Consider the following 24,020-nt stretch of genomic DNA (forward strand, 5'->3'; position numbering starts at 1 on the left):
GGTGTCCTTTTAATCTCTGAATGTAACGGGGGCAAAGCGTACGTGTTCACCCTCTTTGACATTCAATGCAGCAGCGGTTTGACGAGATAGCACGGCAACTTGCTTTTCTTCGCTAAACGTCATTTCAGTGGCTACTGCACGAAAATCAGATATTGATGTGTTTATGATGTAGTAAGTTTGCCCTTGAGCAGCAGCACTATCATCAATGACAACAGGCAGTTTTAAGCTCGATTGAGCCGTTCGGATGTGGCTTAAATTCGCCTCAACCGTTGGGCCAGCGTCGAAAATGTCTACGTAACCGCGGCACGAAAAGCCTTCTTCTTCAAGAAGCTGAAGAGCTGGGCGAGTTTTGTCGTGTACTTCACCAATGACTTCTTGTGCTTCTTTGCTTAGTAGGTTTACGTATATCGGATACTTTGGCATAAGTTCAGCAATAAATACTTTATTGCCGATACCCGTCAAATAGTCAGCAGTAGGAAAGTCCATCGAGAAGAAGTGAGTTTCTAACCACTCCCAAAACGGCGAGCGACCTTCTTCGTCACTCACACCGCGCATTTCAGCTATAACGGTTTCTGAGAAGCGTTCACGGTGCTCCATCATGAACAAGAATCGAACCTTTGAAAGGAAGCGGCCGTTTATGCCGCCACGGGCTTGTTCGCGAAGAAACAGCGTACATATCTCAGTAACACCAGTGTAGTCATTGCAAAACGTTAGAATGTCTACCGTGTTATGAATGTTTAGCTCGCGCGAGGCATGCACGACTTTGCTTAAGTGATAATGATAGAAAGCATCATCTATACCAACAGCCGCTTCGATACCTGTTGTGCCCACTACCTGTCCGGTAGTGGTGTCTTCCATTACAAACAAGTACGACTCATCGCCAGGTTCGGTTACGTTTGGTTTGTTAAACGCAGTTTCTGCACGATCAATTTTACGCTGCAGTAACTCGTCGTTGACAGGCAAAGACGTAAAGCCAATACCTGATTCAACGGCGATTTCTTTTAGCGCGTTATAGTCGGCCTTCGTGATAGGGCGAATGATATTCATGTTCGCTACTCGTGTTGTAATTATTCGGCGTTTACAACGGCAGCAACGGCGCGTTCAAAACGTGCAAGACCTTCTTTAATGTCTTCGTCAGGAATAACCAGTGAAGGTGCAAAACGAATTACGTTCATGCCTGCAACAAGACACATAAGGTTCTCTTTAGTTGCAGCCATCATGAAGTCACGTGCACGGCCCTGATACTTTTCATTTAACGCACAACCTAACAACATGCCTTGACCACGAACTTCTTCAAATACGTTGTACTTTTCGTTAATAGCACCTAGTAACTCACGGAAAAGAGCCTCTTTCTTAAGTACACCTTCAAGCACTTCAGGCTGGTTCACGATATCTAACGCTTTTTCTGCTACCGCACAAGCAAGTGGATTACCACCATAAGTACTACCGTGGGTACCTGGCTTAAGATGAGCAGCAATATCATTCGTTGTTAGCATGGCGCCAATTGGGAAGCCGCCGCCAAGAGATTTAGCAGTAGTCAAAATATCAGGTGTTACCCCAAGACCCATATATGCGTAAAGGTGACCGGTACGACCAACGCCCGACTGAACTTCATCAAAAATTAGTAATGCATTGTGTTTGTCACAAAGCTCTCGCACACCTTTAACAAAGTCTACATCTGGTGGAATAATTCCGCCTTCACCTTGAAGTGGTTCCATCATTACCGCACAGGTTTTGTCAGAAATAAGTGCTTCAAAGGCAGCTAAATCGTTGTAGTCACAGTGATCAACAGCGCCAGGCTTAGGGCCAAAACCATCAGAGTAAGCCGCTTGACCACCTACAGTAACAGTAAAGAAGGTACGGCCGTGAAAACCCTTGTTGAAGGCAATGATTTGGTTTTTATCTTCACCGTGCTTATCAAGCGCCCAGCGACGAGCTAGCTTTAATGCCGCTTCGTTGGCTTCTGCACCAGAGTTTGCAAAGTAAACTTTGTCAGAGAATGTCGCATCGTTAAGCTTCTTAGCGAGACGAAGGGCTGGTTCGTTGGTGAACACGTTGCTTAAGTGCCAAAGCTTGCTGCCTTGTTCGCTAAGGGCTTTCACTAGCTCTGGATGACAGTGACCTAAAACGTTTACTGCAATACCGCCTGCAAAGTCGATGTACTCAGCTCCATCTTGATCCCATACGCGCGAACCTTCACCTCGAACAGGTACCATACCTGCTGGGTTATAGTTAGGGACCATCACATCATCAAATGTAGCGCGAGTTACGTTCATCTTTGTTACCTCTGCATTGGGCGCCAATCACACTATGTGATTTTGCTTGTCTAATCTAAGCGCACGTTTTATTCGTGCTGCGAGAGTCGATAAGCGTCAATTGGGCGCATAAAAACTAATCGGATTTGGTTTACAGTATGCCATTTTTTTTAACATTTGTCTTCTTTGTAAAGGGCTGCAGCCCTTTATTTATAAGGACTGTGGCTTAATTTGCAGGAAAAGTGAATAACTATTAACTACTGGGCTATATCAATTAGTAATAATCAATTTTTACGCGAAGAAAAGCGCCGTCTGGTGGTTTTGTTGTACTTCAGAGGAGTACAAAGGCGCAATACGCAGCAGAAAAGCCTGCCTGTTTACTTTAGCCATAAACAGGCAAGACACTGAGTTGCGGTCAATATTTTTGAGTATCGGGCATTAACTACGAGAAAAGTGCATAACCAATGCATGAATATCCACAAATTATTTGAGGTTTGATGCTCTCCTGTGCACAAATTTTGTTCAAATCAGGCGAGGGAAAGCCTCAAGGCCTGTTAACTATCTTCACTTTTTACCAGCGGAAGGGTGAAGATATCTGTGCTTTTAAGTGCTTCAAGTGCACCTGTGGGGTAGTTTTGTTCTGCAAAAAGCGGTTTTACTTCTTTTATATCAACAAGCTTTAATTGATGAAGCATTCTTATTTGTGCGTAGGCACGTGCTTGGTGCAGTATTTTGCTCAACGTATTTACCTTTGCAGGCTGCTTATCAGCACAGGCACGCATTGGCTGTGCGATTGGCAGGCGGGTAAAGTGCATCCACTCTAAAATGTCTGCGCTAACCGCATCAGCAAACTCTTGCTGTAAAGCAATGAGGTGATTAGCTGAAGGCGCAATTTTTAGTAAAGCCTCGTGACGCTTTTGTTCTTTATCTTTTTGACATTCTTGTAGAAGGTGCAGCTGAATTTTATCAAACAGTTTAAAGTAAAGCCGCGTCACAGCGCATCGCCCTAGATTGCTGACAATTGCCAATACGTAGGTTTGATTTTTGTTAAGGTTACTTAATGAAGCAAGACGTTTTGCCGTAAGCGCAACACCGATGGAGTAATGTGTTAGCTTTTGTTTGATCAGCGGGTAAGGGTCAGTGATTTGAGGCATTGCACGCTTCAGGATTAATGAGGGAATTAGCGTACGCAAGTTTTCGATACCTAAAAAGCTCAATGCGGTGCGTAAGGTTTCAACAACAATAATGCGCCCTCGTGAATCTTTTCGCCTAAATTGAGGCGTGTTTACTACCACTATGAGCTCGTCATAAAGCCACGGCATAGTGGCGACTATCGGCTCTAATTTTGAAACTGAGCACGCTTTAACAGATAAGGCATCTAATAGCTCACCAATGTTTTCAGGTAAGTTGAGCACGTTCTGAACGAGCTCTTCGGTGTAGCTAAGTTGTTCAGTAAGTTCACCAAGCAAAATTTCGTGAAGATGGTGGCTCACTGATTCCAAATAAGAGGCTTCTGTTTTTTCCTGTAGGCGTTTGTTTTCAATTGCAACTTTTTCAACGTGAAGTAAAAGTCTGCGCGCGTCACCTTGTTCTGACTGTTCGAAGCTAACTTCGCCCACCTTGCGTTTCCCTAGCATTTCAAGCACGCGCTCAGGTGATATGATCAAATTTTCAAATCGATCATCTATCGTTGGCGGTGTGGCAGCCCCCATAGTCATATTAAAAGCACTCCTGCTCATAACTTTCTGGTGAACGGCAATATTATCGTACATTAGGGGCCTTTATTATGTTCGCTACGGTAATGGTGAAGATGTAGCTACTACTTAAAAATACAGTTAGCACCCTGCAATGATTGATATCGCTCATATAGTTTAAGACAAAACGCTCATTTAGCGCTCTGGCTAAACTTAATTACAGGAAGTTAAACGAAAAATCAGTGAATTGCGAATTTTAACGGCTTTCAAGTGCAACCTTTCACACTAAATAGGGTATCGGCAATGCGCCAGCAGACTTAAACCTTTTTATAGTGAAGAAAAGCGTCGAGCACGCTGTGACCGTGTTCGGTCAGCAACGACTCCGGATGGTACTGTACGCCCCATATTGGGAAGTGGCTATGAGAAACGGCCATAATTTCTTTTGTCCCCAAAGCTGTCTCACACCAAGCATCCACGCGTAGTGATGGAGGTAAAGACTCAGGGTTTAAAACCAACGAGTGATAGCGGGTTACATTGAAAGTGTTTGGTAGACCTTCAAATAACCCCGTGTTGCGATGGGACAATGCCGAAACCTTACCGTGTTTAATCTCTTGGGCGCCTACTACTTCAGCACCAAAGGCTTGACCTATGGCTTGATGGCCTAAACAAACGCCTAGTATAGGGACTTCACCGGCAAAATGTTCTATTGCGGATAAGCTGATACCCGCTTCGTTAGGCGTGCAAGGGCCTGGCGAGATAACAAGCTGGGAAGGAGCCAAGCGCGAAATGTCGTCAAGATTAAGGGCGTTATTTCTCACAACTTCAACGTCAGCGCCAAGCTCTGTGAAATACCTAGCGAGGTTATGAGTGAACGAATCGAAGTTATCAATTAACAGCAACACAGCAGTGTTAATCCTTGGTATTTCTGTAAAACAACGGTTGTGGCATGAAGCGTTCTATTAACGTTTCATGTCTTTTTAGTGCAACCTTTAACTTACGGCTTTGGAATGAAACCAACGGCTTTGTAAACTTTGGCAAGCGTCTCTGCTGCACGGGCTGATGCTTTCTCTGCACCTTGGCGCATAACGTCATCAAGGTACGCTCTGTCTGCACGAATTTCTGCGTAGCGAGTTTGAATAGGCTCAAGTAAAGATACCACTGCATCTGCAACATCACCTTTTAAGTGACCGTACATTTTATCGGTATATTCAGGCTCAAGCTCTTTTACTGTTTTACCCGTTGCTAAAGAAAGCAGAGTAAGTAAGTTAGAGACACCAGGTTTTTCGGTTGGATTGAAGTAAATATTGGCTTGTTCGTCAGAGTCGGTTACCGCGCGTTTAATCTTCTTAGCCAGTTTCTTAGGGTCTTCAAGCAACCCAATAAAGTTATTCGGGTTGTTATCTGACTTAGACATCTTCTTTTCTGGCTCTTGAAGGCTCATGATCCGAGCACCGAACTCTGGAATATATGGGTCAGGTAAACGGAACACATCGCCATATAAGTTATTCACGCGGGTAGCAATATCACGTGTTAACTCAAGGTGTTGTTTTTGATCTTCACCTACCGGTACTTTATCTGCTTGATATAGCAAAATATCTGCTGCTTGGAGTACAGGGTAGCTGTATAAGCCTACATTAATGTTATTTTCGTTCTTCGCAGACTTATCTTTGAATTGAGTCATGCGATTAAGCTCACCCATTTGGGCGTAACAATTCAATACCCAAGACAGCTGTGCATGTTCAGGCACATGTGATTGCAAAAATAGCGTACTCTTTTGTGGGTCGATGCCGCAGGCTAGATAAAGAGAAAGGCCGTCTAAACAGGCTTCAGCAAGTTGCTTTGGATCTTGTCTAACGGTAATCGCATGCAAATCGACAATCATGTATAAGCAGTCGTGATCGTCTTGCATGGAAACCCACTGTTTAAGTGCACCCATATAGTTGCCAAGGGTAAGTTGTCCTGAAGGCTGACAGCCACTTAATACAACGGGTTTATTGCTCATTTCTATTTACCTGTAATACGTTAAATTCTGTTAAAAAACTAAGCTTGAGATAGCGATGAAAGTTCATCACGCATCTGCGCAATTACATCGCCATAATCGGGTTGAGAAAAAATGGCCGAACCAGCCACAAACATATCTGCACCGGCTTCTGCTATTGCGCGAATGTTATCGACTTTTACGCCACCGTCAATTTCTATTCGAATATCGTAGCCGCTTTCTACTACGCGCTGTTTTACCGCACGTACTTTATCCAGGGTACTAGGTATAAACTTTTGGCCGCCAAAGCCAGGGTTAACCGACATAATAAGGATGTGGTGTAGTTTATCCATAACATGATCAAGGTAATGCAGCGGCGTGGCTGGGTTAAATACCAAGCCAGGCTTGCAGCCTGCATCAATAATAAGCTGAAGAGACCGGTCTATGTGCTCAGACGCTTCGGGGTGAAAGCTAATGTAGCTTGCGCCCGCGTTGGCAAATTTCTCAATAAGGTCATCTACGGGCTTAACCATAAGGTGAACGTCAATCGGCGCGGTTATGCCGTACTTTCTTAATGCTTCGCAAATCATCGGCCCAAACGTAAGGTTTGGCACATAGTGGTTGTCCATTACGTCGAAATGCACCACATCGGCGCCTGCCTCCAACACTTTTTCTACGTCTTCACCAAGCCTAGCAAAGTCTGCAGAGAGTATTGATGGAGCAATTAAAAACGGTTTCATTGCGTGTCCTTCAAATCAAAAACAACAAAGTACGTTGCCACTTACGTTATAGGGTTGCGAAAGTTTACCCAAAACCATGCATCTTTACTACGCAAAGGGGACATCGAGGACGATTTGACAAGAATTTAAGACAAGTAACCGTAAGCGATGCGGTTGCCCAATTTTGGTGAAGCTGCGTTTTGTTGGTGCGCTTTTAGTCAGTCTTTAAACTTTACCAATGCAGTGAGTATTAAAATGGTTTTCCAAAAATCTTTTTATATCAATGGCTTGTAATTATTTTGGCAGGCTTTTTTCGTGAACCATAAATGGGCATCAACTTTGCGTTACCCAGTCCAAAAAGAAAACACAGACAGAAAAAACGAATAACAACAAGTTTGAATTTGACTGGAGAACTCACATGAAAACATCTACAAAAAGAACCCTAGTTGCCGCTGCTATTTCTTCAGCGTGTCTACTAACTGCAATGCCTAGCTACGCCGAAGGCGAATTTACCGCCAATGCAAGCGCAACAAGTAACTACATTTGGCGTGGTTTAACACAAACCGTTAACGAAGCCGCTGTTCAAGGCGGTATCGACTATGCGCACGAAAGTGGATTTTATGCCGGTACTTGGGCATCGAACGTAAGCTATGAATCAGACGACATTTATTCATATGAGCACGATATGTATTTCGGTTTTTCTGGCGAATCTGACGGCATTGCGTACGACTTTGGTTACTTATATTACAACTACGACGCAGAAGCTGAATTTGATTTTGCTGAAGTTTACGGCTCAGTAGGTATGGGTGGTTTAAGCCTAACGGTTTACCTGTTAGCTCACACGGAAGCTGACGAGGGCGAAAATCAAGACTTTGGTTTTGCACAAGCATCGTACACATCGCTTGATTACAGCATGGAAGTTTTAAACGGTACGGAACTTGGTTTTCACGTCGGTTATCACGAAGGTGATTTTGCTGAAGCGTTTAATGGCGTTGAAGGTTACGTAGACTACGGCGTTTCTATTGCGAAAGACGGATTCAGCTTCGCGATCACTGGTACAGATATTGATGATGTTGGTGCTGACGCACTTGATAACGATGAGTTGAAATTCACTGTAGCTTACTCAGTAGATTTCGAACTTTAATTGTCAAAAAAGGGCCAATGGATAGGCCTCTTAATTAAAACGTTGAGTAGTAAAAGCCTAATGTAATTGCATTAGGCTTTCCAATTTAAAAAGCAACGCATTTTTAACTTGTTCGTTACTTGCTTTTGATTATAATGAGTTTAAATTTTAAACGAGTGTAAGGGGTGTTCAGGATGAAAGTTCTTCCTTTTTTTGCGATTTGTGGAGCTGCCGCTTTAGTTAGCGTAGCCGTTACGAATCCGCCAAGCACGCGCTCGTCTGTTTGTGAATTCCAACCCGTTACCGAGTTTAATCCAAAGCTTCCTGCAAGCCATATTCAAAACCAATGTGCCCGTCATCAAGAGGGAGTTGAAGAGGTCAGCTGGCTGTCATGGATAGCGGGGAATTCACCGTCCTTCCAGTTTCACTTTTTAGATTTACTAGAGTTGCTTCACAGCGACGATGGTAACCGCGACTTCACTTCACCCTCAAACGATTCTTAAGGGGAAATTATGCAATCTGGTACTGGTTTTTGGTCAGTTCTAGGTAGTGTAGTGGCAAGTTTGTTCGGTGTTCAAAGCCATAAAAACTATGAACGTGACTTTACCAAGGGTACCTTTATCAGCTTTGCTGTTATAGGTGTAATTGTGGTTGTGATATTCGTTGTTTCACTTTTTATGTTTGTAAAGTGGTATACAGGCTACGGTTGATTGCCCCTTCACACTTAGCGAAAGCGTTTAGTCACTTCATCGCTTCATGTAAGAGTTCTCTCATCTTTTGTGTCGAAATAGTTATTCAGAAGAAGGCCGCTGAGCTACTTTTTTCTTGCGTGCTTTTCGCTTGGGAACAACTTTCGCAGGTGGAAAATAAGCCAATATTTCATCGACAGGCTGTCGCTTTGCGCCGTTTTGACTTATCGAGCGTTTGACCGACAGCATGCTAAAGTCAGCACCCTGGTACAAGGAGCGAGTGAGCGGTAGATCGTGGTTCGATATCAACACAGGTATACCGCGCTTCTTAGAGGCTCGGGTGGCCAATTCTGCTAGCTTTTCTTGCGACTCTTGGCCGAAACTTCGTGCCGCATAACTGGTGAAGGCTGCTGTCTTACTAATAGGTGCGTAAGGTGGATCGCAATAAATAACGTTGCCTCGCCTAGCCCTTGAAAAAACCTTTTCAAACGGTAAGCAGGTAAACGTGGCCTTTTGTGATTTTTCAGAAAACACAAACATTTCGTCTTCTGGAAAGTAGGGCTTTTTATAGCGGCCAAACGGCACATTAAAACGACCTTGAAGGCTATAGCGACACAAACCGTTGTAGCCGTGACGGTTTAAATAGAGAAAAAGAATAGCGCGATAGTATTCGTCTTGCGTACCGTTGAATTCTTCTCGCAAGTCATAATACATCTTCTCTTCATTGCGACTCCCGTCAAAAAACGAGCGCGCGTCGTTAATAAGCGCATCAGGTTGCGCCTTTAAGAAGTTGTATAAGTTAATGAGGTCAGGGTTGATATCATTAAGCAGGTAGCGTTTGTATTGCGTATTCAGAAATACAGAGCCGGCACCAACAAACGGTTCTATGAGTTTGTTAGCTTGCGGTAATCTGGCCTGAATGTGCTCAACCAAGCTGTATTTGCCACCGGCCCACTTTAGAAAGGCACGGTTCTTTTTCTGCATCATGCTTAAACGTTACTACCTAGACGGAATGAAGACGGTGGTTTTTCCTTGCGCCGCCGTTCCAAGGGAAAGGGTCGTCTTTATACTTTTATGCTGATCAGTATCAGATATCACCACGCTAAAGGTAGATTGTAACTTTCATCAGTAAAACGGACAACCAACAAGTGCCGCAAGAGTGGAATTTTGCTAAATAATCAGAACTAAATGGTTGTTTTTGACTTTGAATAGGCTTAATTTTGCGCGGTGTCTATTTCCGAGAGAATTTGAGCCCCACGCTTAATAAAAGCATTCTGTTTCCCCGGATATTGGGGTAACTCCGCTCGCGCTTGCTGTGCTTGCGATAGCGAGGCGTAAACTTCTCGAAACACAACTACAAACCAGTCGCCACCGTAGCGTTCAGTTTTATAAATGCGGGTTTGCTCTACAAGATTGTTTTCTCGCAAGAACGCATTGAGCACCGACTCGCTTTTCATCGCTAGCATCTGGATGGCGTAATCGTTATCGCTAATCCACAGGCCTGGCTGCACTGATGTTTGATTCGCATTTTCGCTACCAGACACTGTATCAGTGTTTTGCGGGTTCGTTACTGCTGGTTGTGCATTATCTTGAGCCCTTTGCTCACTGCTTTCACCTGAATTAGTATCGACGGAGGGAGAATTACCGCTTAGTGTCCTTGAAGTAATATTGCTTTTGCTGTCTTTTGATTCAGTTAAAGAGCCTGCGTCAGGCAGCGATGATACTGCGCTTTCCCAGTCGGTAATCAGAGAGTCACTCTCTGCTACTGCATTTTTCGCTGGCCTATCAAAAGTTGGTTGACCGGTTAACTCGGGTGTTGTAAGTGGTGTTGAGACAATTTCCACATTACCGGTTTGTGCACTTACGTCATTTTGCTTACCAGCAGTTGTAGCTTGTTTACTCGTCTCTGCAGCGTTATTGAGCGCCTCATCATCGGTACCAATTAGCTTATTGTAGGCTGAACCCGGTGCAACCTGAGTTTCCTTAGGCTCTAGAGTTTGCTGGCTAATAGGGGAGAAAATTGATGCGAGTTGTTCACCGTACTGCCAATAGATGAGACCTGAGAACGTGACCATAAATACCAGAGCTACTCCAGCATAAAACCATTTTGTTTTTAGCGGGTTAGTGAATGTCTTTGTATTTTCACGCTGCCTATTTTCTAAGTGAGCCTGAAACGCCTGTCTACGGGAGGCAATCATTTTGTCGAGGTCTGATTCGTAGCTAGGCTGCTCACTCATCACAGACTGACTGCTAATAATAAGTGGAGTCTCAGTATTTTTAGCTGGCAACCACTGCTTAGCGCGTTCAGCCCATGCGTTATTTGCAAATAAAAGCACGTTTAAATGCTGTTTGTTTCCAGCAAATCGACTTTGTAATACCAGATCCCACAGCTCTTGCAAGAGTGCATCAGGAAGGTTATGGGCTTGAGTGATAGCGATCAGAATTGGGCCTTCATGGCTATTCAAATCAGAAAGCAATTCATTGAGGGGACGAACGAAGCTTCCCACCACCTGACCGAGTAGCTGCCGGCAAAGCTGTCTACGATAGTCAGACGGTTCCATATTATCTTGCGCGGTTAAATACGCAATTTCGGTATCGTCATGCTGCTGAAAAACAAAGGCTTCTAGGGTTTTTTGTTGTTGAGCAATAGACTCACCGCTGACAAAAATCAGTTGAGACGAGTAATTGACCAGATATTCCAAACGTTCATGCAGTTCGCTTTGCATGGGAGTTTGCCCTTATTCACCGTTGCTTTAAAACTAGTCTAACAACGCACCTATTATTAGCCCCCAGACCTAGGGGGTAATGAAAGGGCACGCTGCCAGTTTGTCGCGAACGCGAATGCCTAAGAGAGAATGTCAGTAAGGATGGCGTCGGTGACGTCTTTAGTAACAACCGCTTTGCCAATACCTTGAGGAAGTACAAATCGGATACTGCCCGCTTCCACTTTCTTATCGCGTTTCATGTGCTTAACATAGTCGTCTTTCGTCATGCTACTAGGCCCTGCAATAGGCAGTGCAAAAGCTTCGAATAACGCTGTCACGCGTCGTGTTTCTGACGCTTCAAACCATGTTAATGCTTCAGCAGCTTTACAAGCAAGTATAGTACCAGCGGCTACCGCTTCGCCGTGTAGCCAATTGCCATAACCCTGTTCGGCTTCAATAGCATGACCAAAGGTATGGCCTAAGTTAAGAATGGCGCGTAAGCCACCTTCCCGTTCGTCTTTCGCAACAACATCTGCTTTTATTTCGCAGCAACGGGAAATCGCGTAGGTAAGGATTTCAGTATCGAGAGACGTCAGTGCGTTAACGTTTTCTTCAAGCCACGTAAAAAACGGAGCATCGTAAATGATGCCGTATTTAATAACTTCTGCCATACCGGCAGCGAATTCTCTAGGCGGTAGTGTTGCGAGCGAGTTGGTATCGATAGCAACATAAACGGGTTGGTAAAAAGCACCAATCATGTTTTTACCTAAAGGGTGGTTTACCGCCGTTTTTCCGCCTACCGAAGAATCAACTTGAGAAAGCAGGGTAGTAGGCACTTGAATAAAAGGCACACCGCGTTGATACGTTGCTGCAACAAAGCCTGTGAGGTCGCCTATCACACCACCGCCAAGGGCAATTAGTGTTGTATCTCTTGCCGCATTTAATTCGAGAAGGCGGGTCATGACTACTTCGAATTGTTCTAAATTCTTGTACTGCTCGCCATCTGGCAAAATAATGGTTTCAGCTTGAACGTCACCACATGCTGCCTTAGCGGTTTCTAAGTAGAGGGGGGCAACGGTCTCGTTGGTTACGATAACCGCCAAGGGGCCTTTTATGTAGGCACTAAAAAGGCCGGGTCGCGAAAGCAGCCCAGCCTCTATCTGTATAGGATAGCTACGTTCTCCAAGTTCCACAGTTAAGGTTGACATTGGCGTAGCACCTCCTATTGCATATTTAATTTATAAACCGATTTTACTGATAATTTGATTTGCTACAGCGCGCGCGCTCTGGTCGTCTGTATCAACAATGTAATCAGCGACTTCTTCGTAAAGCGGATTGCGCACTTCTGCTAGATCGCGAAGTACTTGTTCTGGATCTTCGTTTTGTAGCAAAGGGCGACGTTTGTCGCGTTGTGTACGGGCAACTTGCTTATCGATGGTAGTTTGTAGGTAAACAACGATGCCGCGGGCAGATAAACGATTGCGTACTGCTTTAGTTACAATAGAACCGCCGCCAGTGGCAAGTACAATACCTTGCTTATCTGTCAAATCGTTAATGACGTTTTCTTCGCGTTTACGGAAACCGTCTTCGCCCTCAAGGTCGAAGATCCATGCGATATCTGCACCAGTGCGGCGCTCAATTTCCTGATCAGAATCAAAAAAGTCTAGGTGAAGTTCGTCTGCCAGATGTCTACCGATGGTACTTTTGCCAGCACCCATTGGGCCAACTAAAAAGATATTACGTTTTTCAGCCATATTTGCTTATATCACAACTTAATCATGTTAGGGGCAGTGCACTGTTGCCTTACCAGCCTACCCATTGACTCGTGCCTATTTAGTTTCCAATAAGCACCACTCCTTAAACCTCGCTTAAATTTCGAGGCGGGGATTATCTCAGTTTCATGCAAGGCGATGCAAGTTTTGTTACCAACAAATAGCGTATACCTGTAAATTTAATTACAAAAAAGGTCGTAAAACAAAAAACGCACATCAAGATGCGCGTTTTTTTTGTAGTTGAAATTTTATCTAGGGCCTTTCAGTTACAATTTTTGGTGTAACAAATATGAGTAACTCTCGCTTCTGCTGAAGCTGAGACGAATTTCTGAATAAGGCGCCAACAACCGGTAAGTCACCAAACAGTGGAACCTTTGATACGCCGTCAGAACTGGTTTGTTGGAAAATGCCGCCAAGTACAATGGTTTCACCGTTCTCAACAAGCACTTGTGTTTTTATTTCTTGTGTATCTATGGCTACCGCATCACCGGTAGACGTAGAAACTGTCTCGCCGCGGGTATCTTGGGTTACAACTAAATCCAAAATAATGCGATTATCTGGCGTTATATGAGGAGTAACTTTAAGCGATAGTACCGCTTTTTTGAATTCTACGGACGTCGCACCGCTCGACGTTGCTTGAACGTATGGAATTTCTGTACCCTGTTCAATGTAAGCTTCATGCTGATTGGCGACAGTAATTCGAGGGCTGGCAATAATTTCACCCTTGTTCTCAGACTCTAATGCAGAAAGTTCAAGGTCTAAAATAGTGCCGTCAACCAGGCTCGCAATTTGAAAGCCTATGCTTCCCGCAGCGCTGCTTACCGGAAGGTTTACGTTAAGACGATTTTCAATGCTCGGCACCACGCCTCCGGCAATGGTATCGGCACCTTCAATACTACCAGACACGCCGTTATCATCTTGTCGGTCGCTGAACCCCCAGCGTACGCCTAACTGCTCGTCTACGTCGTCAAGTACAGTAACCATACGGCTTTCTATCAGCACTTGTTTAACCGGGATATCTAAAGCATTGATTGTTTTTCTTGCTTCATCAATAGACGCCAAGGTATCGCGAATAAGTAATGTATTGGTTCGTTCGTCCACGGTAACACCGCCACGCTCGGAAAGAATACCGCCTTCGGTAGATTTTAGAATAGTAGCCAATGCAGACGCTTTGGCGTAGTTAACCGAAATATTTACCGTGTGAAGCGGGGCTAAATCCGACACTTGTTTTTTAGATTGAAGCGCTTGAGTTTCACGTGCAGACAATTCTTCGGCAGGTGCAATTAACAAAATATTACCCTCTAAACGCTTGTCCAAGCCTTTAACGCGCAAAATCATGTCTAGCGCTTGGTCCCAAGGTACGCCAGATAAGCTAATGGTCACATTACCCGAAACCGTGTCAGTTGTGACTAAGTTAAATCCATTGACCTGGGCAATAATCTGTAGAACTTGCCTTACAGGGACATCTTGAAAGTCAAGAGAGATTGGATCACCTGTGTATTTTTGCTCTGTGCCTAAAGCTTCTTGTTGCTCGCTATCCATAGGTGAAATAGCAACGCGCAACACACTGTCTTTCACCGTGTTTTTAACGGTAACCTGACCTGAGTAGTTAATTTCAACGCGCGCGTCATTTTCATCTTCAAAAGTTTCTATGGTTGAAACAACAGTGCCGAAATCAGCAACGTTTAACTCAACCAGCTGATCTTCAGCTAAAGCAGTTTTGGTGAGAGTAAGCGTTACCTTTCCCTGTGATTCGATAAGTTGCACTTTTGGCGCTGTACCGACAAATTCTATTAAAGTTACCGCTGTACTGTTGGTTGCTTGGGTGAAGTCCAAATTCGTCACCGTGGTAGTGGGGGCTGCCTCGCTCTGTTTAGCGTTAGGGTCTACCAATAAAGGTTCTTGCGCTTTAACGGGAGTCGATACCAAAAAGGTAAATGAAAATATTACGGCGACAGCCAAAGCAAGCCAATACCATCTAGGCGCTCTACGATTGAGAGACTTATTGAAAATGTATCGTTCGGCCATGCTTACTCTCCCGCCTTAGATGCTGTAGTCATTGTTGTTGTTTTCCTTTGCCAGCAGCCTGCACCATCAGGTAATAATTGTTCAATAGTAATTGAATCGGTGCCAATTTGCATAATCTTGCCATAAAACAAGCCGATACGGCTTCCTACTTTAGCTTTATATAGTGCACCATCGTTGCTTTTTAATAGCGCCCACTTTTCTCCTTTAACAGCAAAGTTGCCCGCAAGTGCAAGTGCATCTATCCCATAAGCTTCCAGTGGTTCCTTCGTACGTTGAAAGTTGGGTTGTAGACAGTTTTCCACCCTTGCTTTAGCTACCGGCGCCGAATTTTTTCGGGGGCGGTCGAATGGGCTTCTTAATGTGCTTGCCGTATAGCTGAATGGCGGGTGTGTTTTGAATTCTGGATACGGTTCAATTTGAGGCTGTGCACGCTCTTTCACACTTTGTGTGTAGGTCTGAAGATCATCAAGCTTCGGCGAACAGCCTGTAATAAGTAGTACGATTAAAAGAGATGAAAGCGAACGAATCATTGTTCATCTCCTTCAATATCGGAGGAATTTTCAGAACGATAGGTTTTAGCCTGTAGTTTAAGAGATAAACCGCCTGCTTCGCGCTTAATATCAAAGTCGTGTAGCGTAACAATACGGGGTAAATCGGCCACTTTAGACACGAACTCCCCGAAATTGTGATAGCCTCCGCTAACTTCCATTTCGATAGGAAGCTCGGTATAAAATTCTTTTGGTACTTCTTGTTGCCAGTTAAGCAATTCAAACGTTAGCCCAGCTGACGTACCCACGTATGTGATGTCATCAAGTAGACCTGGCGTTTCATTACTGGTGGGCAAACTCTTAAGCATAGAAGAAAAGTCTTCTTTTATCTTCGCAAGCTGCTCTTCATACGCATCTAAATTAGCTGCAATACGATACTTGGCTTCAAACTGCAGTTTAAGCTCCTGCTCTTTTAACTCTGCTGCATCCATTATAGGTAGCTTGGGGCTTATTAAGGTGTAGTAGCTTATTGCGCCTACCAATATGGCAAGGAACGCAGCTACAACAATGCGGACTTCGTTTGGCCAAATTGCAATCTGCTCAAAGTCGAGTTCGTTGAGTTCTTTTAGTTTTGAAACGTCAAACTTCATTGCTACTGCGCCTCACTACTGACAATTTCTAAAGGAGCAACGTTTGGGTTTATCGAAAACGTAAGCGTAAAGTTGCTAACTGCTCTGGCCGCGCTACTGTCAGACTTAATAGTAGAAAGCTCTGCACCCACGAATACTTTTGAAGTGTCTAATGCGCGCATGAAATCTGATAAGCGATTGTTTGAGTCGCTAATTCCTTCAATTTTGATGCTGTTGTCGGTTCGGGTCATTGATTCAAATGCCACCCCTTGGGGTACTAGTTTTGCAAGCTCATCAAAAACAATAGGGGCCACGTTGCGGTTTGCCTGTAGTTGTTCGATGAGTGCCATGCGTTGCTCAACCGCACTTTTTCTCTCTTTTACCTTTTTAATCTCACCAATCTGCGCATCCAGTAGGGCTATTTCCCGCTCGAGGTATTGGTTTCGTGAGTTTTGATTATTAATTTGCTGGTCGATAGCTTGACCAATAAACCAAAAAATTAAACCGACAATAGCGGCAACCGCAACCAGGCCCGCTAAATACTGTTGCTTTTGATGTTGGCGCTGTTTTTCTCGCCAAGGCAGTAAATTTACATGTGCCATGGCGTAAAGCTCCGGCTCGCCAGACCCGCAGCAATTGCAAGCTGAGGTGCAATTTTGCTAAGTCGCGTAGTATCAAGTTTTGGATTAATCGTCATCTTGCTAAATGGGTTGAAGCAATCAACTTCAAGGCCTAAGTCTTGTTTCAGTATATCTACCAAGGGCTCAATGGTCGCTGCACCGCCGCTTAACAAAATTTTCTTTGGTCTCTCAGCATGCAAGGTACTCATATACATCTGTAGTGCGCGGTTGATATTCTGCTGAAGATTAGCAGCAAATATGGGCAGTGTATCTTCCACCCAGTTACCTGAAAGTGTATCGTCTAGTAACTGGCGCTCTGCTACCTCGCGCTCAACCATATGAATGGCGCTAATATCATTGATTAATTGGTTAAGACCGAATGCGTGCTCTTTTGTATAAATTACATTACCGTTTTTAACTACACATATTTGAAGCAGCGAAGCGCCCAAATTTATGCAGCAAATCGGTTCATCCTCAGCCTGTGGAGTGTGGAAAAAATCTAATGCGTTACCAATGGCGTAATTTTCCATGTCAACAATCTTAGGCTCGAAGTTAGCTTCTCTCGCTAGCAACAATCGACTGTCGACGAGGTCTTTATGAGCGGCAGTTAACAGAACATTGACTTTGCCAGTGTGCGTCGCGCTTGGCCCCATTTCTTCAAAGTCTAAATAGACTTCTTCAAGAGGGTAGGGAATGAGACTGTCTGCCTCTATCTCGATTTGATTTTCAAGATCGTAATCGTTTTGTTCGGGGTCCATGTAAACAATTTTACTGATTACAGATGTGCCTGCTACCGCAACATTTGCCAGCTTTAATTTTGTCTTCAACGATTTGCGAATTTTTTTTAGTGCAACGCTTACCGACTCATAATCTTTTATATCTCGCTCTGAAAACGCGATTTTAGTTATCGGCTCGCAGGCATACCCTTGAAGGACGAACCCGTCTTTTGATTGTTCTAGCCATACCGCTTTTATTTGACGCGTGCCTATGTCTAAGCCCACAATGGGCGGCAGCTTTTTTTTAAACAGCGATTTCATTTGCAAGTGTCCAGTTTCAAAGGTAGTTGCTCTAAAGTACAATATTACTCTATTAGTATAGTGCGTATGGTTCTACAGATAACACATACGTATAGAATATACGTCATTTCAACAAAATGTCTTGGTATCCGTTACAGTGAAGTACATTAAACCACTTATTTTATTTAGCTTTCTATCAGGCCTTCTTGGTTTTGCAGCGCTGGTAGGTATTTACTTTTATATCAAACCTGACCTACCAAGTGTTACTGTACTTAAGGATGTACGACTGCAAACTCCTATGCAGATTTACACCAAAGACGGAAAACTTATTTCGCAATATGGAGTTAAACGGCGGATCCCGGTAAAACTTGAGGAAGTTCCACAAGAATTAATTGACGCCATACTTGCTACTGAAGATAGTCGTTTCTATGAACATCGCGGCATTGATCCTATTGGTATTGCACGTGCTGCTGTAAGTTTAGTGCTTACTGGTGAAAAGCGTCAGGGAGCGAGTACCTTAACCATGCAGCTAGCTAGAGGGTTCTTCCTTACTCGTGAAAAGACTTATATTCGAAAGATAAAAGAAATCTTTATTGCGCTTCATATGGAGCAGGAGCTTTCTAAACAAGAAATATTGGAGTTGTACCTCAATAAAATTGAGCTGGGGCACAGGGCGTTTGGCTTTGGTGCTGCTGCTCAAGTGTATTACGGCAAACCGCTGGGCGAGCTTTCTTTGGCGCAAATTGCGACCATCGCGGGTCTGCCTAAAGCGCCCTCACTACTCAATCCTATTAGCGGGCCACAACGCTCAGTCGAACGCAGGCGGGTTGTACTTCTTCGAATGTTAGATGAGCAGTACATTACAAAAGCGCAGTTCGATGAAGCAGCAAATGCGCCAGTTACGGCTAGAAAACACGGCGCCGAAATTGAAGTTGATGCGCCCTATTTGGCTGACACCATTTACAACGAAATGGTCGAAATTTATGGCAAAGAAGAAGCAGAAACTGGAGGTTACCAAGTATTCGCAACAGCAACGTCAGACCTTCAATTAGCCGCACAACGAGCGGTAGTGAGAAACCTTCACGATTACGATGAACGTCATGGTTATAAAGGGGCGTTGGGGTACCTATGGGATATTCCAAAGCAAGAAGGCAAAGATGACGTAATTCCTCAGCTTTCGCTAAGCTTTGACGTAAGTAATAAAACAACGCGAGAAGAATGGGATGACGAGTCACTTATTCGAGTGCTAGAAGAAATCCCTCACATTAAGCCTCTACTGCCTTCTGTGGTAATAAAGGTAAATGAACAGTCAATCGATGTGCTTGCCGTTGATGGAAGAACTATTACGGTAGAGTGGGATGGCTTGGACTGGGCGAGACGTTACATTACGGATTTTAGACAGGGCAGTGACCCTAGAACCGCGTCAGATGTAACCCAAGAAGGTGCGGTTATTTACATTAGGCAGCAAGAAGGGCAGTGGCGTATTTCGCAAATTCCTGAAGTCAGTGGTGCCTTTATTGCGCTTAATCCAAAAAATGGCGCCGTTGAAGCAGTAGTGGGCGGCTATAGCTTCTACCAAAGCCAGTTTAACAGGGCAACCCAGGCTAAGCGCCAGGTGGGTTCAAACATAAAGCCTTTTGTTTATTCGGCAGCAATAGACAGTGGTTACACACTCGCATCTATTATTAACGACGCGCCTATAAACCAATGGAATGCGGCTACAGGGGTTGCTTGGCGACCGCAAAACTCGCCGGCAGAGTACGATGGCCCGATAAGAATGCGTAAAGCCTTGGGTAAATCCAAAAACGTGGTGTCGGTTCGTTTACTTCGCGGTGTTGGTCTAAGAGAAACGGCAGACTATTTAACCCGGTTTGGTTTTAATAAAGACGACATTCCATTAGACGAAACTGTCTCTCTTGGTTCGAGTTCACATACGCCACTTGAAGTAGTAAGAGGTATGTCGGTCATTGCGAATGGCGGCTACTTAGTAAACCCTCATTTTATTAGCAAAGTGCTTGATGAAAACGGTGATGAACTTTGGAAAGCAAACCCTGTTTGGGCATGTAATCGTTGTGAAAGCCAAAGCGAGCAAGAAATGCTACCTGAAGATGAAGAAGCGGATATTGAAGCCTTACTCGCCGCTGAATTGAATCAAGATATTTTGCTTGGCGACAGTGACGGTGGTAATGAAGGCACAGAAAAGGTAATCGCGCCGCAGGTCATTACTGCACAAAATGCCTTTTTAGTTTCAGAGATGATGCGTACAGCGGTTAGAGCAAATGGAAATTGGAGCAAAAAGACCTATTGGCTAGGCACAGGCTGGCGTGCTCGCAATATTCTTCAGCGTACTGATATTGCAGGTAAAACAGGTACTACTAATGACTCTCGCGATACTTGGTTTAGTGGCTTTCATAAAGATTTAGTGGCAACGACCTGGGTTGGGTTCGACAACATGGGTCGTCAACTAGGCCGCGCAACGCGCAACCAAAACCTTATTAATAAGAATCCTGAGAAGTTTAACTGGATTGGCAACGCTTTGATTGGTATTGAAGACGGGGCTAAAGCGGCACAGCCGGCGTGGATCCGATTTATGCAGCACGCCCTTGAAAGTAAACCTCATACGCCTTTGCCCGTACCAGAAAATATAGTACGTGTTCGCATTGATCGTACCAGTGGAAAGTTGACCAGACGTACAGACCATACGACACTATTCGAATATTTCCTGCAAGGGACTGAGCCGACAACTTACGTTCGCGATGACGAAGTGTTGGACCCAGCCACGCAGGATAAGACTACTGCGCCAGAGCCAGAAGAAATATTCTAATTAAAAATGGCACGCCACGAGCGTGCCGCTTCAGGCTTTAGGTGATGTTTTTGCCTGAACACATTATTGGAAAACCAATGTCAGAAGATTCACAGCGATATCTTTATATTCCTCATGCCGGCCCTTCATTGCTGGAAACTCCCCTACTTAATAAAGGCAGTGCTTTCACCGCACGTGAGCGAGCAGCGTTTAACTTGACTGGTTTAGTACCACCTAGGTATGAAACGATTGAAGAGCAAGTTGAACGTGCTTACATGCAGTACAGCAGCTTTGATGAAGCGCTAAATAAGCATATCTACCTGCGCGCTATACAAGACAACAATGAAACCTTGTTCTATCGCCTCATTCAAAAGCACATTGATGAGATGATGCCAATTATCTACACGCCGACAGTGGGTGATGCGTGTGAACAGTTCTCTGATATCTATCGCAGTTCTCGCGGCTTGTTTGTGTCTTATGAAGAGCGCCATCAACTAGATGATATCGTTCGCAATGCGACTAAACGAAAAGTGAAAGTTATTGTTGTGACAGACGGAGAGCGCATTCTAGGCCTGGGTGACCAAGGTATAGGTGGTATGGGCATTCCTATCGGAAAGCTGTCGCTATACACAGCTTGCGGTGGTATTAGCCCGGCGTACACGTTGCCTGTGATGTTAGATGTAGGCACTAACAACGAAAAGCTACTTAATGATCCAATGTACATGGGCGCTCGCCACCCGCGTATTGGACAGGAAGAGTACGACGAGTTCGTTGATATGTTCATTAACGCTGTGAAGCGACGCTGGCCTGATGTAATGATTCAATTCGAAGATTTTGCTCAGCCAAACGCTATGCCGCTATTAAACCGCTATCGCAACGACGTGTGCTGTTTTAACGACGATATTCAGGGCACCGCTGCGGTTACTCTTGGTACTATTCTGGCGGCATGTAAAACCAAGCAGCAAAAGCTACGCGACATGAAGGTTGTGTTTGTAGGAGCGGGCTCTGCAGGCTGTGGTATTGCCGAAATGCTAATTCAGCAAATGGTATTTGAAGGCCTTACTGACGAACAAGCGCGTAAGCAAGTGTTCATGATTGACCGCTTTGGCTTGGTAACAGAAGGCATGGAAGGTCTACGCGACTTCCAACAAAAACTACAGCAGAAGAATGCTGACTTGGCAGATTGGACATTCAGCGGTGACTACGCTTCTTTGCTAGATGTGATGCACTGCGCGAAGCCAGACGTACTTATTGGTGTTTCAGGTCAGCCAGGCTTATTCACTGAACAAGTTATTCGTGCCATGAAGCAAGGCTGTGAGCTGCCAATCATCTTCCCATTGAGTAACCCATCTCGTCAGGTTGAGGCGCGTCCCGAGCAAGTAATTGAATGGACCGAAGGTGAGGTAATTATTGCAACAGGTAGTCCGTTCAAGCCTGTTGAGTACAATGGCAATATTATCCCTATTGCTCAGTGTAATAACTCGTATATTTTCCCTGGCATCGGCCTTGGTGTTGTCGCATCAAAAGCCAAGCTTATCAGTGATGAAATGTTAATGGCAGCAAGTAACGCGCTAGCGGCAGCGTCGCCATTAGTCAACACGGGTCAAGGTTCACTATTACCACCACTTGCAGCGATTGCAGAAATTAGCCGTGAGATTGCTTTTGAAGTGGGTAAAGTAGCGATGGAGCAGGGACTAGCCTTGGAAATGTCTGACGACGCACTGCGCGCCAGCATTGAGCGCAACTTCTGGAAAGCCGAATATCGCCCTTATAAGCGCGTTAGCATTTAGTAAAATGTAATGGCAACAAAAAAGCAGGCTAAGCCTGCTTTTTTTGTGCCTGTAGATTAGGTTTTCTTCATTACTTCTCTAGCATTAACAGAAATAAACAAACGTAATTTGTTCGCTTTTTATGCATCTCGCGAGTAATCGTTAACAAATGTAAAATAGTGTTGCCTATGCGCAACATTTCCTTCATTCATTATACTGCTTTTACCGTTTCGGTTTTCTTACGATACTGATAAATATAGATTAATTTTAGTTGGCACAATGATTGATACTCTTCCTATTAGTTACAACAAGGAGCAAGAGGCGTTATTGATGACAAAGTTAAAGAGCAAGACTAATCCCTTCTGTGCGCAAGTTATGAAGCGCTCATTCTCTACGTCGTTAGTTATGGCAGCTCTTGCAACACTTTCTGCTTGTGATGCAACTAATGTTGATGTGGTAGCACACGATGAAAAGGCTATCGAACCTACTTCAGAAAGCTCAGTAGATGAACAAAGTGAAATGTTTGCCTATTTGGATGAATCCGACCTAATTGACGCCTACTACAAGGTTAAGTAACTCAAAATTATAGGTTTACATGCTATCGATATAGTCATCGTTTTTACCTATGAATTCTTATTGATAAATATCGAATAGTACCAGTTTGCGGGCAAAGGACTGCTCGCCTTTTATTCATAAAGCCGCGCTTCAGGTAACTCTGGTGCGCGGCTTTTTTATGTCAGTAAACGTATATCGCCGTTTATTAGTCGACAGTGTTGAGCTATAAGTCTTTAAAAGCTGTTCTTAGTAGCTATGTATTGCACTAACCTTAACGATAAAGTCATTTAAAGGATTTGCTATGTCGACAGAAAGTAACTACACGCCACCCGAGGTTTGGGCTCAGGCTGAGGATGATGGCAACAAATGGGCCAGCATTAATCGTCCTGTGTCAGGCGCTACCCATGAGAAGGCTCGCCCTAATGGTGAACATGGTTTGCAGCTATACTCGTTAGCTACGCCTAATGGTCAGAAAGTTACCATCATGCTTGAAGAGTTGTTAGCTGCTGGCGTGAGCGAAGCAGAATACGACGCTTGGCTGATTAACATTGGTGAGGGAGACCAGTTTTCTTCTGGGTTTGTCGACGTTAATCCGAATAGTAAAATTCCTGCTATGGTCGACACGACCACGTCGCCAGAAACCAAGCTTTTTGAGTCGGGTTCAATCTTAGTATACCTAGCGGAAAAATTCGGTAAATTCATTCCACAAGACGCTCATGCCAAGGCGGAATGTTTCAACTGGCTGTTCTGGCAGGTGGGATCAGCGCCTTACTTAGGCGGTGGTTTTGGGCACTTCTACAGTTATGCGCCTTACCCAATGGAATATCCTATCAATCGCTTTACCATGGAAACTAAGCGTCAGCTAGACGTATTAGATAAGCACTTAGCAAACAATGAGTTTATGGCGGGAAAAGAATACAGCATTGCTGATATGGCTATATGGCCATGGTATGGCAATCTAGTGCTCGGAAATCTGTATGATGCAGCAACGTTCCTTCAAGTGCACGAGTACACCAACTTAGTCCGCTGGGCTAAGCAACTAGAGCAGCGAGAAGGGGTTAAACGAGGTCGTATCGTCAACAAAACCTGGGGTGACGATGGCCAATTAGAAAATCGCCACAGCGCCAAAGATATCGACGACGCACTCGCCAACACCTAAATAATGGGGTCAAAGTAC

The 24,020-nt window shown here is 44.4% G+C and carries 22 protein-coding genes; 7 read left to right on the plus strand and 15 right to left on the minus strand.

Annotation, left to right across the window (positions count from 1 at the left end; translation table 11 throughout):
* Positions 1-9: 9 nt before the first annotated feature.
* The 6 genes from astA to rpe all read right to left on the minus strand — a co-directional run bounded on the left by astA (position 10) and on the right by rpe (position 6,667).
* Complete coding sequence (gene astA, locus V7R55_RS15635; RefSeq protein ID WP_334060216.1) at positions 10-1,047, minus strand: arginine N-succinyltransferase; 1,038 nt, start codon at positions 1,045-1,047, stop codon at positions 10-12.
* Between the two features lie 20 nt (positions 1,048-1,067).
* On the minus strand, positions 1,068-2,276 hold the full coding sequence (locus V7R55_RS15640) for an aspartate aminotransferase family protein (protein WP_334060217.1): 1,209 nt from the start codon (positions 2,274-2,276) through the stop codon (positions 1,068-1,070).
* 533 nt (positions 2,277-2,809) lie between these two features.
* A complete protein-coding gene (locus V7R55_RS15645; protein WP_334060269.1) occupies positions 2,810-3,973 on the minus strand; it encodes an HDOD domain-containing protein in 1,164 nt (387 codons plus the stop codon).
* Positions 3,974-4,266: 293 nt separating this feature from the next.
* Entirely contained in the window at positions 4,267-4,851 is a 585-nt protein-coding gene (locus V7R55_RS15650) for an anthranilate synthase component II (protein WP_334060218.1), read from the minus strand.
* Positions 4,852-4,943: 92 nt separating this feature from the next.
* Positions 4,944-5,951, minus strand: a complete 1,008-nt coding sequence (gene trpS / locus V7R55_RS15655; protein WP_334060219.1) for a tryptophan--tRNA ligase — start codon at positions 5,949-5,951, stop codon at positions 4,944-4,946.
* 38 nt (positions 5,952-5,989) lie between these two features.
* Positions 5,990-6,667: a ribulose-phosphate 3-epimerase gene (gene rpe / locus V7R55_RS15660; protein WP_334060220.1), complete on the minus strand. Its 678-nt coding sequence runs from the start codon at positions 6,665-6,667 to the stop codon at positions 5,990-5,992.
* A 397-nt stretch (positions 6,668-7,064) separates the two neighbouring features.
* Between rpe and V7R55_RS15665 the strand changes: the two genes are divergently transcribed.
* From V7R55_RS15665 to V7R55_RS15675, 3 genes are all read left to right on the plus strand, one after another.
* The gene (locus tag V7R55_RS15665; RefSeq protein WP_334060221.1) at positions 7,065-7,790 is read left to right on the plus strand and encodes a TorF family putative porin; all 726 of its coding nucleotides are present in this window, start codon (positions 7,065-7,067) and stop codon (positions 7,788-7,790) included.
* 173 nt (positions 7,791-7,963) lie between these two features.
* Complete coding sequence (locus tag V7R55_RS15670) at positions 7,964-8,272, plus strand: hypothetical protein (RefSeq protein ID WP_334060222.1); 309 nt, start codon at positions 7,964-7,966, stop codon at positions 8,270-8,272.
* Positions 8,273-8,281: 9 nt separating this feature from the next.
* Positions 8,282-8,479 carry a DUF2970 domain-containing protein gene (locus V7R55_RS15675; RefSeq protein WP_334060223.1) on the plus strand — a complete coding sequence of 66 codons (198 nt, stop codon included), beginning with the start codon at positions 8,282-8,284 and terminating at the stop codon, positions 8,477-8,479.
* Positions 8,480-8,560: 81 nt separating this feature from the next.
* Here the strand turns inward: V7R55_RS15675 and V7R55_RS15680 are convergent, their stop codons facing one another.
* The 9 genes from V7R55_RS15680 to pilM all read right to left on the minus strand — a co-directional run bounded on the left by V7R55_RS15680 (position 8,561) and on the right by pilM (position 17,737).
* Complete coding sequence (locus V7R55_RS15680; RefSeq protein ID WP_334060224.1) at positions 8,561-9,445, minus strand: Dam family site-specific DNA-(adenine-N6)-methyltransferase; 885 nt, start codon at positions 9,443-9,445, stop codon at positions 8,561-8,563.
* A gap of 227 nt (positions 9,446-9,672) precedes the next feature.
* Positions 9,673-11,184 (minus strand): SPOR domain-containing protein, encoded by a 1,512-nt coding sequence (locus V7R55_RS15685; RefSeq protein ID WP_334060225.1) that lies wholly within the window; start codon positions 11,182-11,184, stop codon positions 9,673-9,675.
* Positions 11,185-11,303: 119 nt separating this feature from the next.
* On the minus strand, positions 11,304-12,371 hold the full coding sequence (gene aroB / locus V7R55_RS15690) for a 3-dehydroquinate synthase (protein WP_334060226.1): 1,068 nt from the start codon (positions 12,369-12,371) through the stop codon (positions 11,304-11,306).
* 30 nt (positions 12,372-12,401) lie between these two features.
* Positions 12,402-12,917 (minus strand): shikimate kinase AroK, encoded by a 516-nt coding sequence (aroK, locus tag V7R55_RS15695; protein WP_334060227.1) that lies wholly within the window; start codon positions 12,915-12,917, stop codon positions 12,402-12,404.
* A 270-nt stretch (positions 12,918-13,187) separates the two neighbouring features.
* Entirely contained in the window at positions 13,188-14,963 is a 1,776-nt protein-coding gene (locus V7R55_RS15700; protein ID WP_334060228.1) for a type IV pilus secretin PilQ, read from the minus strand.
* A gap of 2 nt (positions 14,964-14,965) precedes the next feature.
* A complete protein-coding gene (locus V7R55_RS15705) occupies positions 14,966-15,493 on the minus strand; it encodes a pilus assembly protein PilP (protein ID WP_334060229.1) in 528 nt (175 codons plus the stop codon).
* Positions 15,490-16,101 carry a type 4a pilus biogenesis protein PilO gene (locus V7R55_RS15710; protein ID WP_334060230.1) on the minus strand — a complete coding sequence of 204 codons (612 nt, stop codon included), beginning with the start codon at positions 16,099-16,101 and terminating at the stop codon, positions 15,490-15,492. The genes V7R55_RS15705 and V7R55_RS15710 overlap by 4 nt, the downstream gene beginning before the upstream one ends.
* Positions 16,102-16,103: 2 nt before the next feature.
* Complete coding sequence (locus V7R55_RS15715; protein ID WP_334060231.1) at positions 16,104-16,682, minus strand: PilN domain-containing protein; 579 nt, start codon at positions 16,680-16,682, stop codon at positions 16,104-16,106.
* Positions 16,670-17,737, minus strand: coding sequence for a type IV pilus assembly protein PilM (gene pilM, locus V7R55_RS15720; RefSeq protein WP_334060232.1), 1,068 nt, complete (start codon positions 17,735-17,737; stop codon positions 16,670-16,672). The genes V7R55_RS15715 and pilM overlap by 13 nt, the downstream gene beginning before the upstream one ends.
* A 136-nt stretch (positions 17,738-17,873) precedes the next feature.
* Between pilM and V7R55_RS15725 the strand changes: the two genes are divergently transcribed.
* The 4 genes from V7R55_RS15725 to yghU all read left to right on the plus strand — a co-directional run bounded on the left by V7R55_RS15725 (position 17,874) and on the right by yghU (position 24,002).
* Complete coding sequence (locus V7R55_RS15725) at positions 17,874-20,540, plus strand: penicillin-binding protein 1A (protein WP_334060233.1); 2,667 nt, start codon at positions 17,874-17,876, stop codon at positions 20,538-20,540.
* A gap of 77 nt (positions 20,541-20,617) precedes the next feature.
* Positions 20,618-22,309: an NAD-dependent malic enzyme gene (locus V7R55_RS15730; protein ID WP_334060234.1), complete on the plus strand. Its 1,692-nt coding sequence runs from the start codon at positions 20,618-20,620 to the stop codon at positions 22,307-22,309.
* Between the two features lie 309 nt (positions 22,310-22,618).
* Positions 22,619-22,864 carry a hypothetical protein gene (locus tag V7R55_RS15735; protein WP_334060235.1) on the plus strand — a complete coding sequence of 82 codons (246 nt, stop codon included), beginning with the start codon at positions 22,619-22,621 and terminating at the stop codon, positions 22,862-22,864.
* Positions 22,865-23,144: 280 nt separating this feature from the next.
* Entirely contained in the window at positions 23,145-24,002 is an 858-nt protein-coding gene (gene yghU, locus V7R55_RS15740) for a glutathione-dependent disulfide-bond oxidoreductase (protein ID WP_334060236.1), read from the plus strand.
* Positions 24,003-24,020: the final 18 nt, after the last annotated feature.

Origin of the sequence: Alteromonas sp. S005, assembly GCF_036864475.1 — a bacterium.
Taxonomy (GTDB): Bacteria; Pseudomonadota; Gammaproteobacteria; order Enterobacterales; family Alteromonadaceae; genus Alteromonas.

Coding starts and splice junctions, on each gene's coding strand:
- astA (WP_334060216.1), bottom strand. CDS start 1,047: ATGAATATCATTCGCCCTATCACGAAGGCCGACTATAACGCGCTAAAA.
- V7R55_RS15640 (WP_334060217.1), bottom strand. CDS start 2,276: ATGAACGTAACTCGCGCTACATTTGATGATGTGATGGTCCCTAACTAT.
- V7R55_RS15645 (WP_334060269.1), bottom strand. CDS start 3,973: ATGACTATGGGGGCTGCCACACCGCCAACGATAGATGATCGATTTGAA.
- trpS (WP_334060219.1), bottom strand. CDS start 5,951: ATGAGCAATAAACCCGTTGTATTAAGTGGCTGTCAGCCTTCAGGACAA.
- rpe (WP_334060220.1), bottom strand. CDS start 6,667: ATGAAACCGTTTTTAATTGCTCCATCAATACTCTCTGCAGACTTTGCT.
- V7R55_RS15665 (WP_334060221.1), top strand. CDS start 7,065: ATGAAAACATCTACAAAAAGAACCCTAGTTGCCGCTGCTATTTCTTCA.
- V7R55_RS15670 (WP_334060222.1), top strand. CDS start 7,964: ATGAAAGTTCTTCCTTTTTTTGCGATTTGTGGAGCTGCCGCTTTAGTT.
- V7R55_RS15675 (WP_334060223.1), top strand. CDS start 8,282: ATGCAATCTGGTACTGGTTTTTGGTCAGTTCTAGGTAGTGTAGTGGCA.
- V7R55_RS15680 (WP_334060224.1), bottom strand. CDS start 9,445: ATGATGCAGAAAAAGAACCGTGCCTTTCTAAAGTGGGCCGGTGGCAAA.
- V7R55_RS15685 (WP_334060225.1), bottom strand. CDS start 11,184: ATGCAAAGCGAACTGCATGAACGTTTGGAATATCTGGTCAATTACTCG.
- aroB (WP_334060226.1), bottom strand. CDS start 12,371: ATGTCAACCTTAACTGTGGAACTTGGAGAACGTAGCTATCCTATACAG.
- aroK (WP_334060227.1), bottom strand. CDS start 12,917: ATGGCTGAAAAACGTAATATCTTTTTAGTTGGCCCAATGGGTGCTGGC.
- V7R55_RS15700 (WP_334060228.1), bottom strand. CDS start 14,963: ATGGCCGAACGATACATTTTCAATAAGTCTCTCAATCGTAGAGCGCCT.
- V7R55_RS15705 (WP_334060229.1), bottom strand. CDS start 15,493: ATGATTCGTTCGCTTTCATCTCTTTTAATCGTACTACTTATTACAGGC.
- V7R55_RS15710 (WP_334060230.1), bottom strand. CDS start 16,101: ATGAAGTTTGACGTTTCAAAACTAAAAGAACTCAACGAACTCGACTTT.
- V7R55_RS15715 (WP_334060231.1), bottom strand. CDS start 16,682: ATGGCACATGTAAATTTACTGCCTTGGCGAGAAAAACAGCGCCAACAT.
- pilM (WP_334060232.1), bottom strand. CDS start 17,737: ATGAAATCGCTGTTTAAAAAAAAGCTGCCGCCCATTGTGGGCTTAGAC.
- V7R55_RS15730 (WP_334060234.1), top strand. CDS start 20,618: ATGTCAGAAGATTCACAGCGATATCTTTATATTCCTCATGCCGGCCCT.
- V7R55_RS15735 (WP_334060235.1), top strand. CDS start 22,619: ATGACAAAGTTAAAGAGCAAGACTAATCCCTTCTGTGCGCAAGTTATG.
- yghU (WP_334060236.1), top strand. CDS start 23,145: ATGTCGACAGAAAGTAACTACACGCCACCCGAGGTTTGGGCTCAGGCT.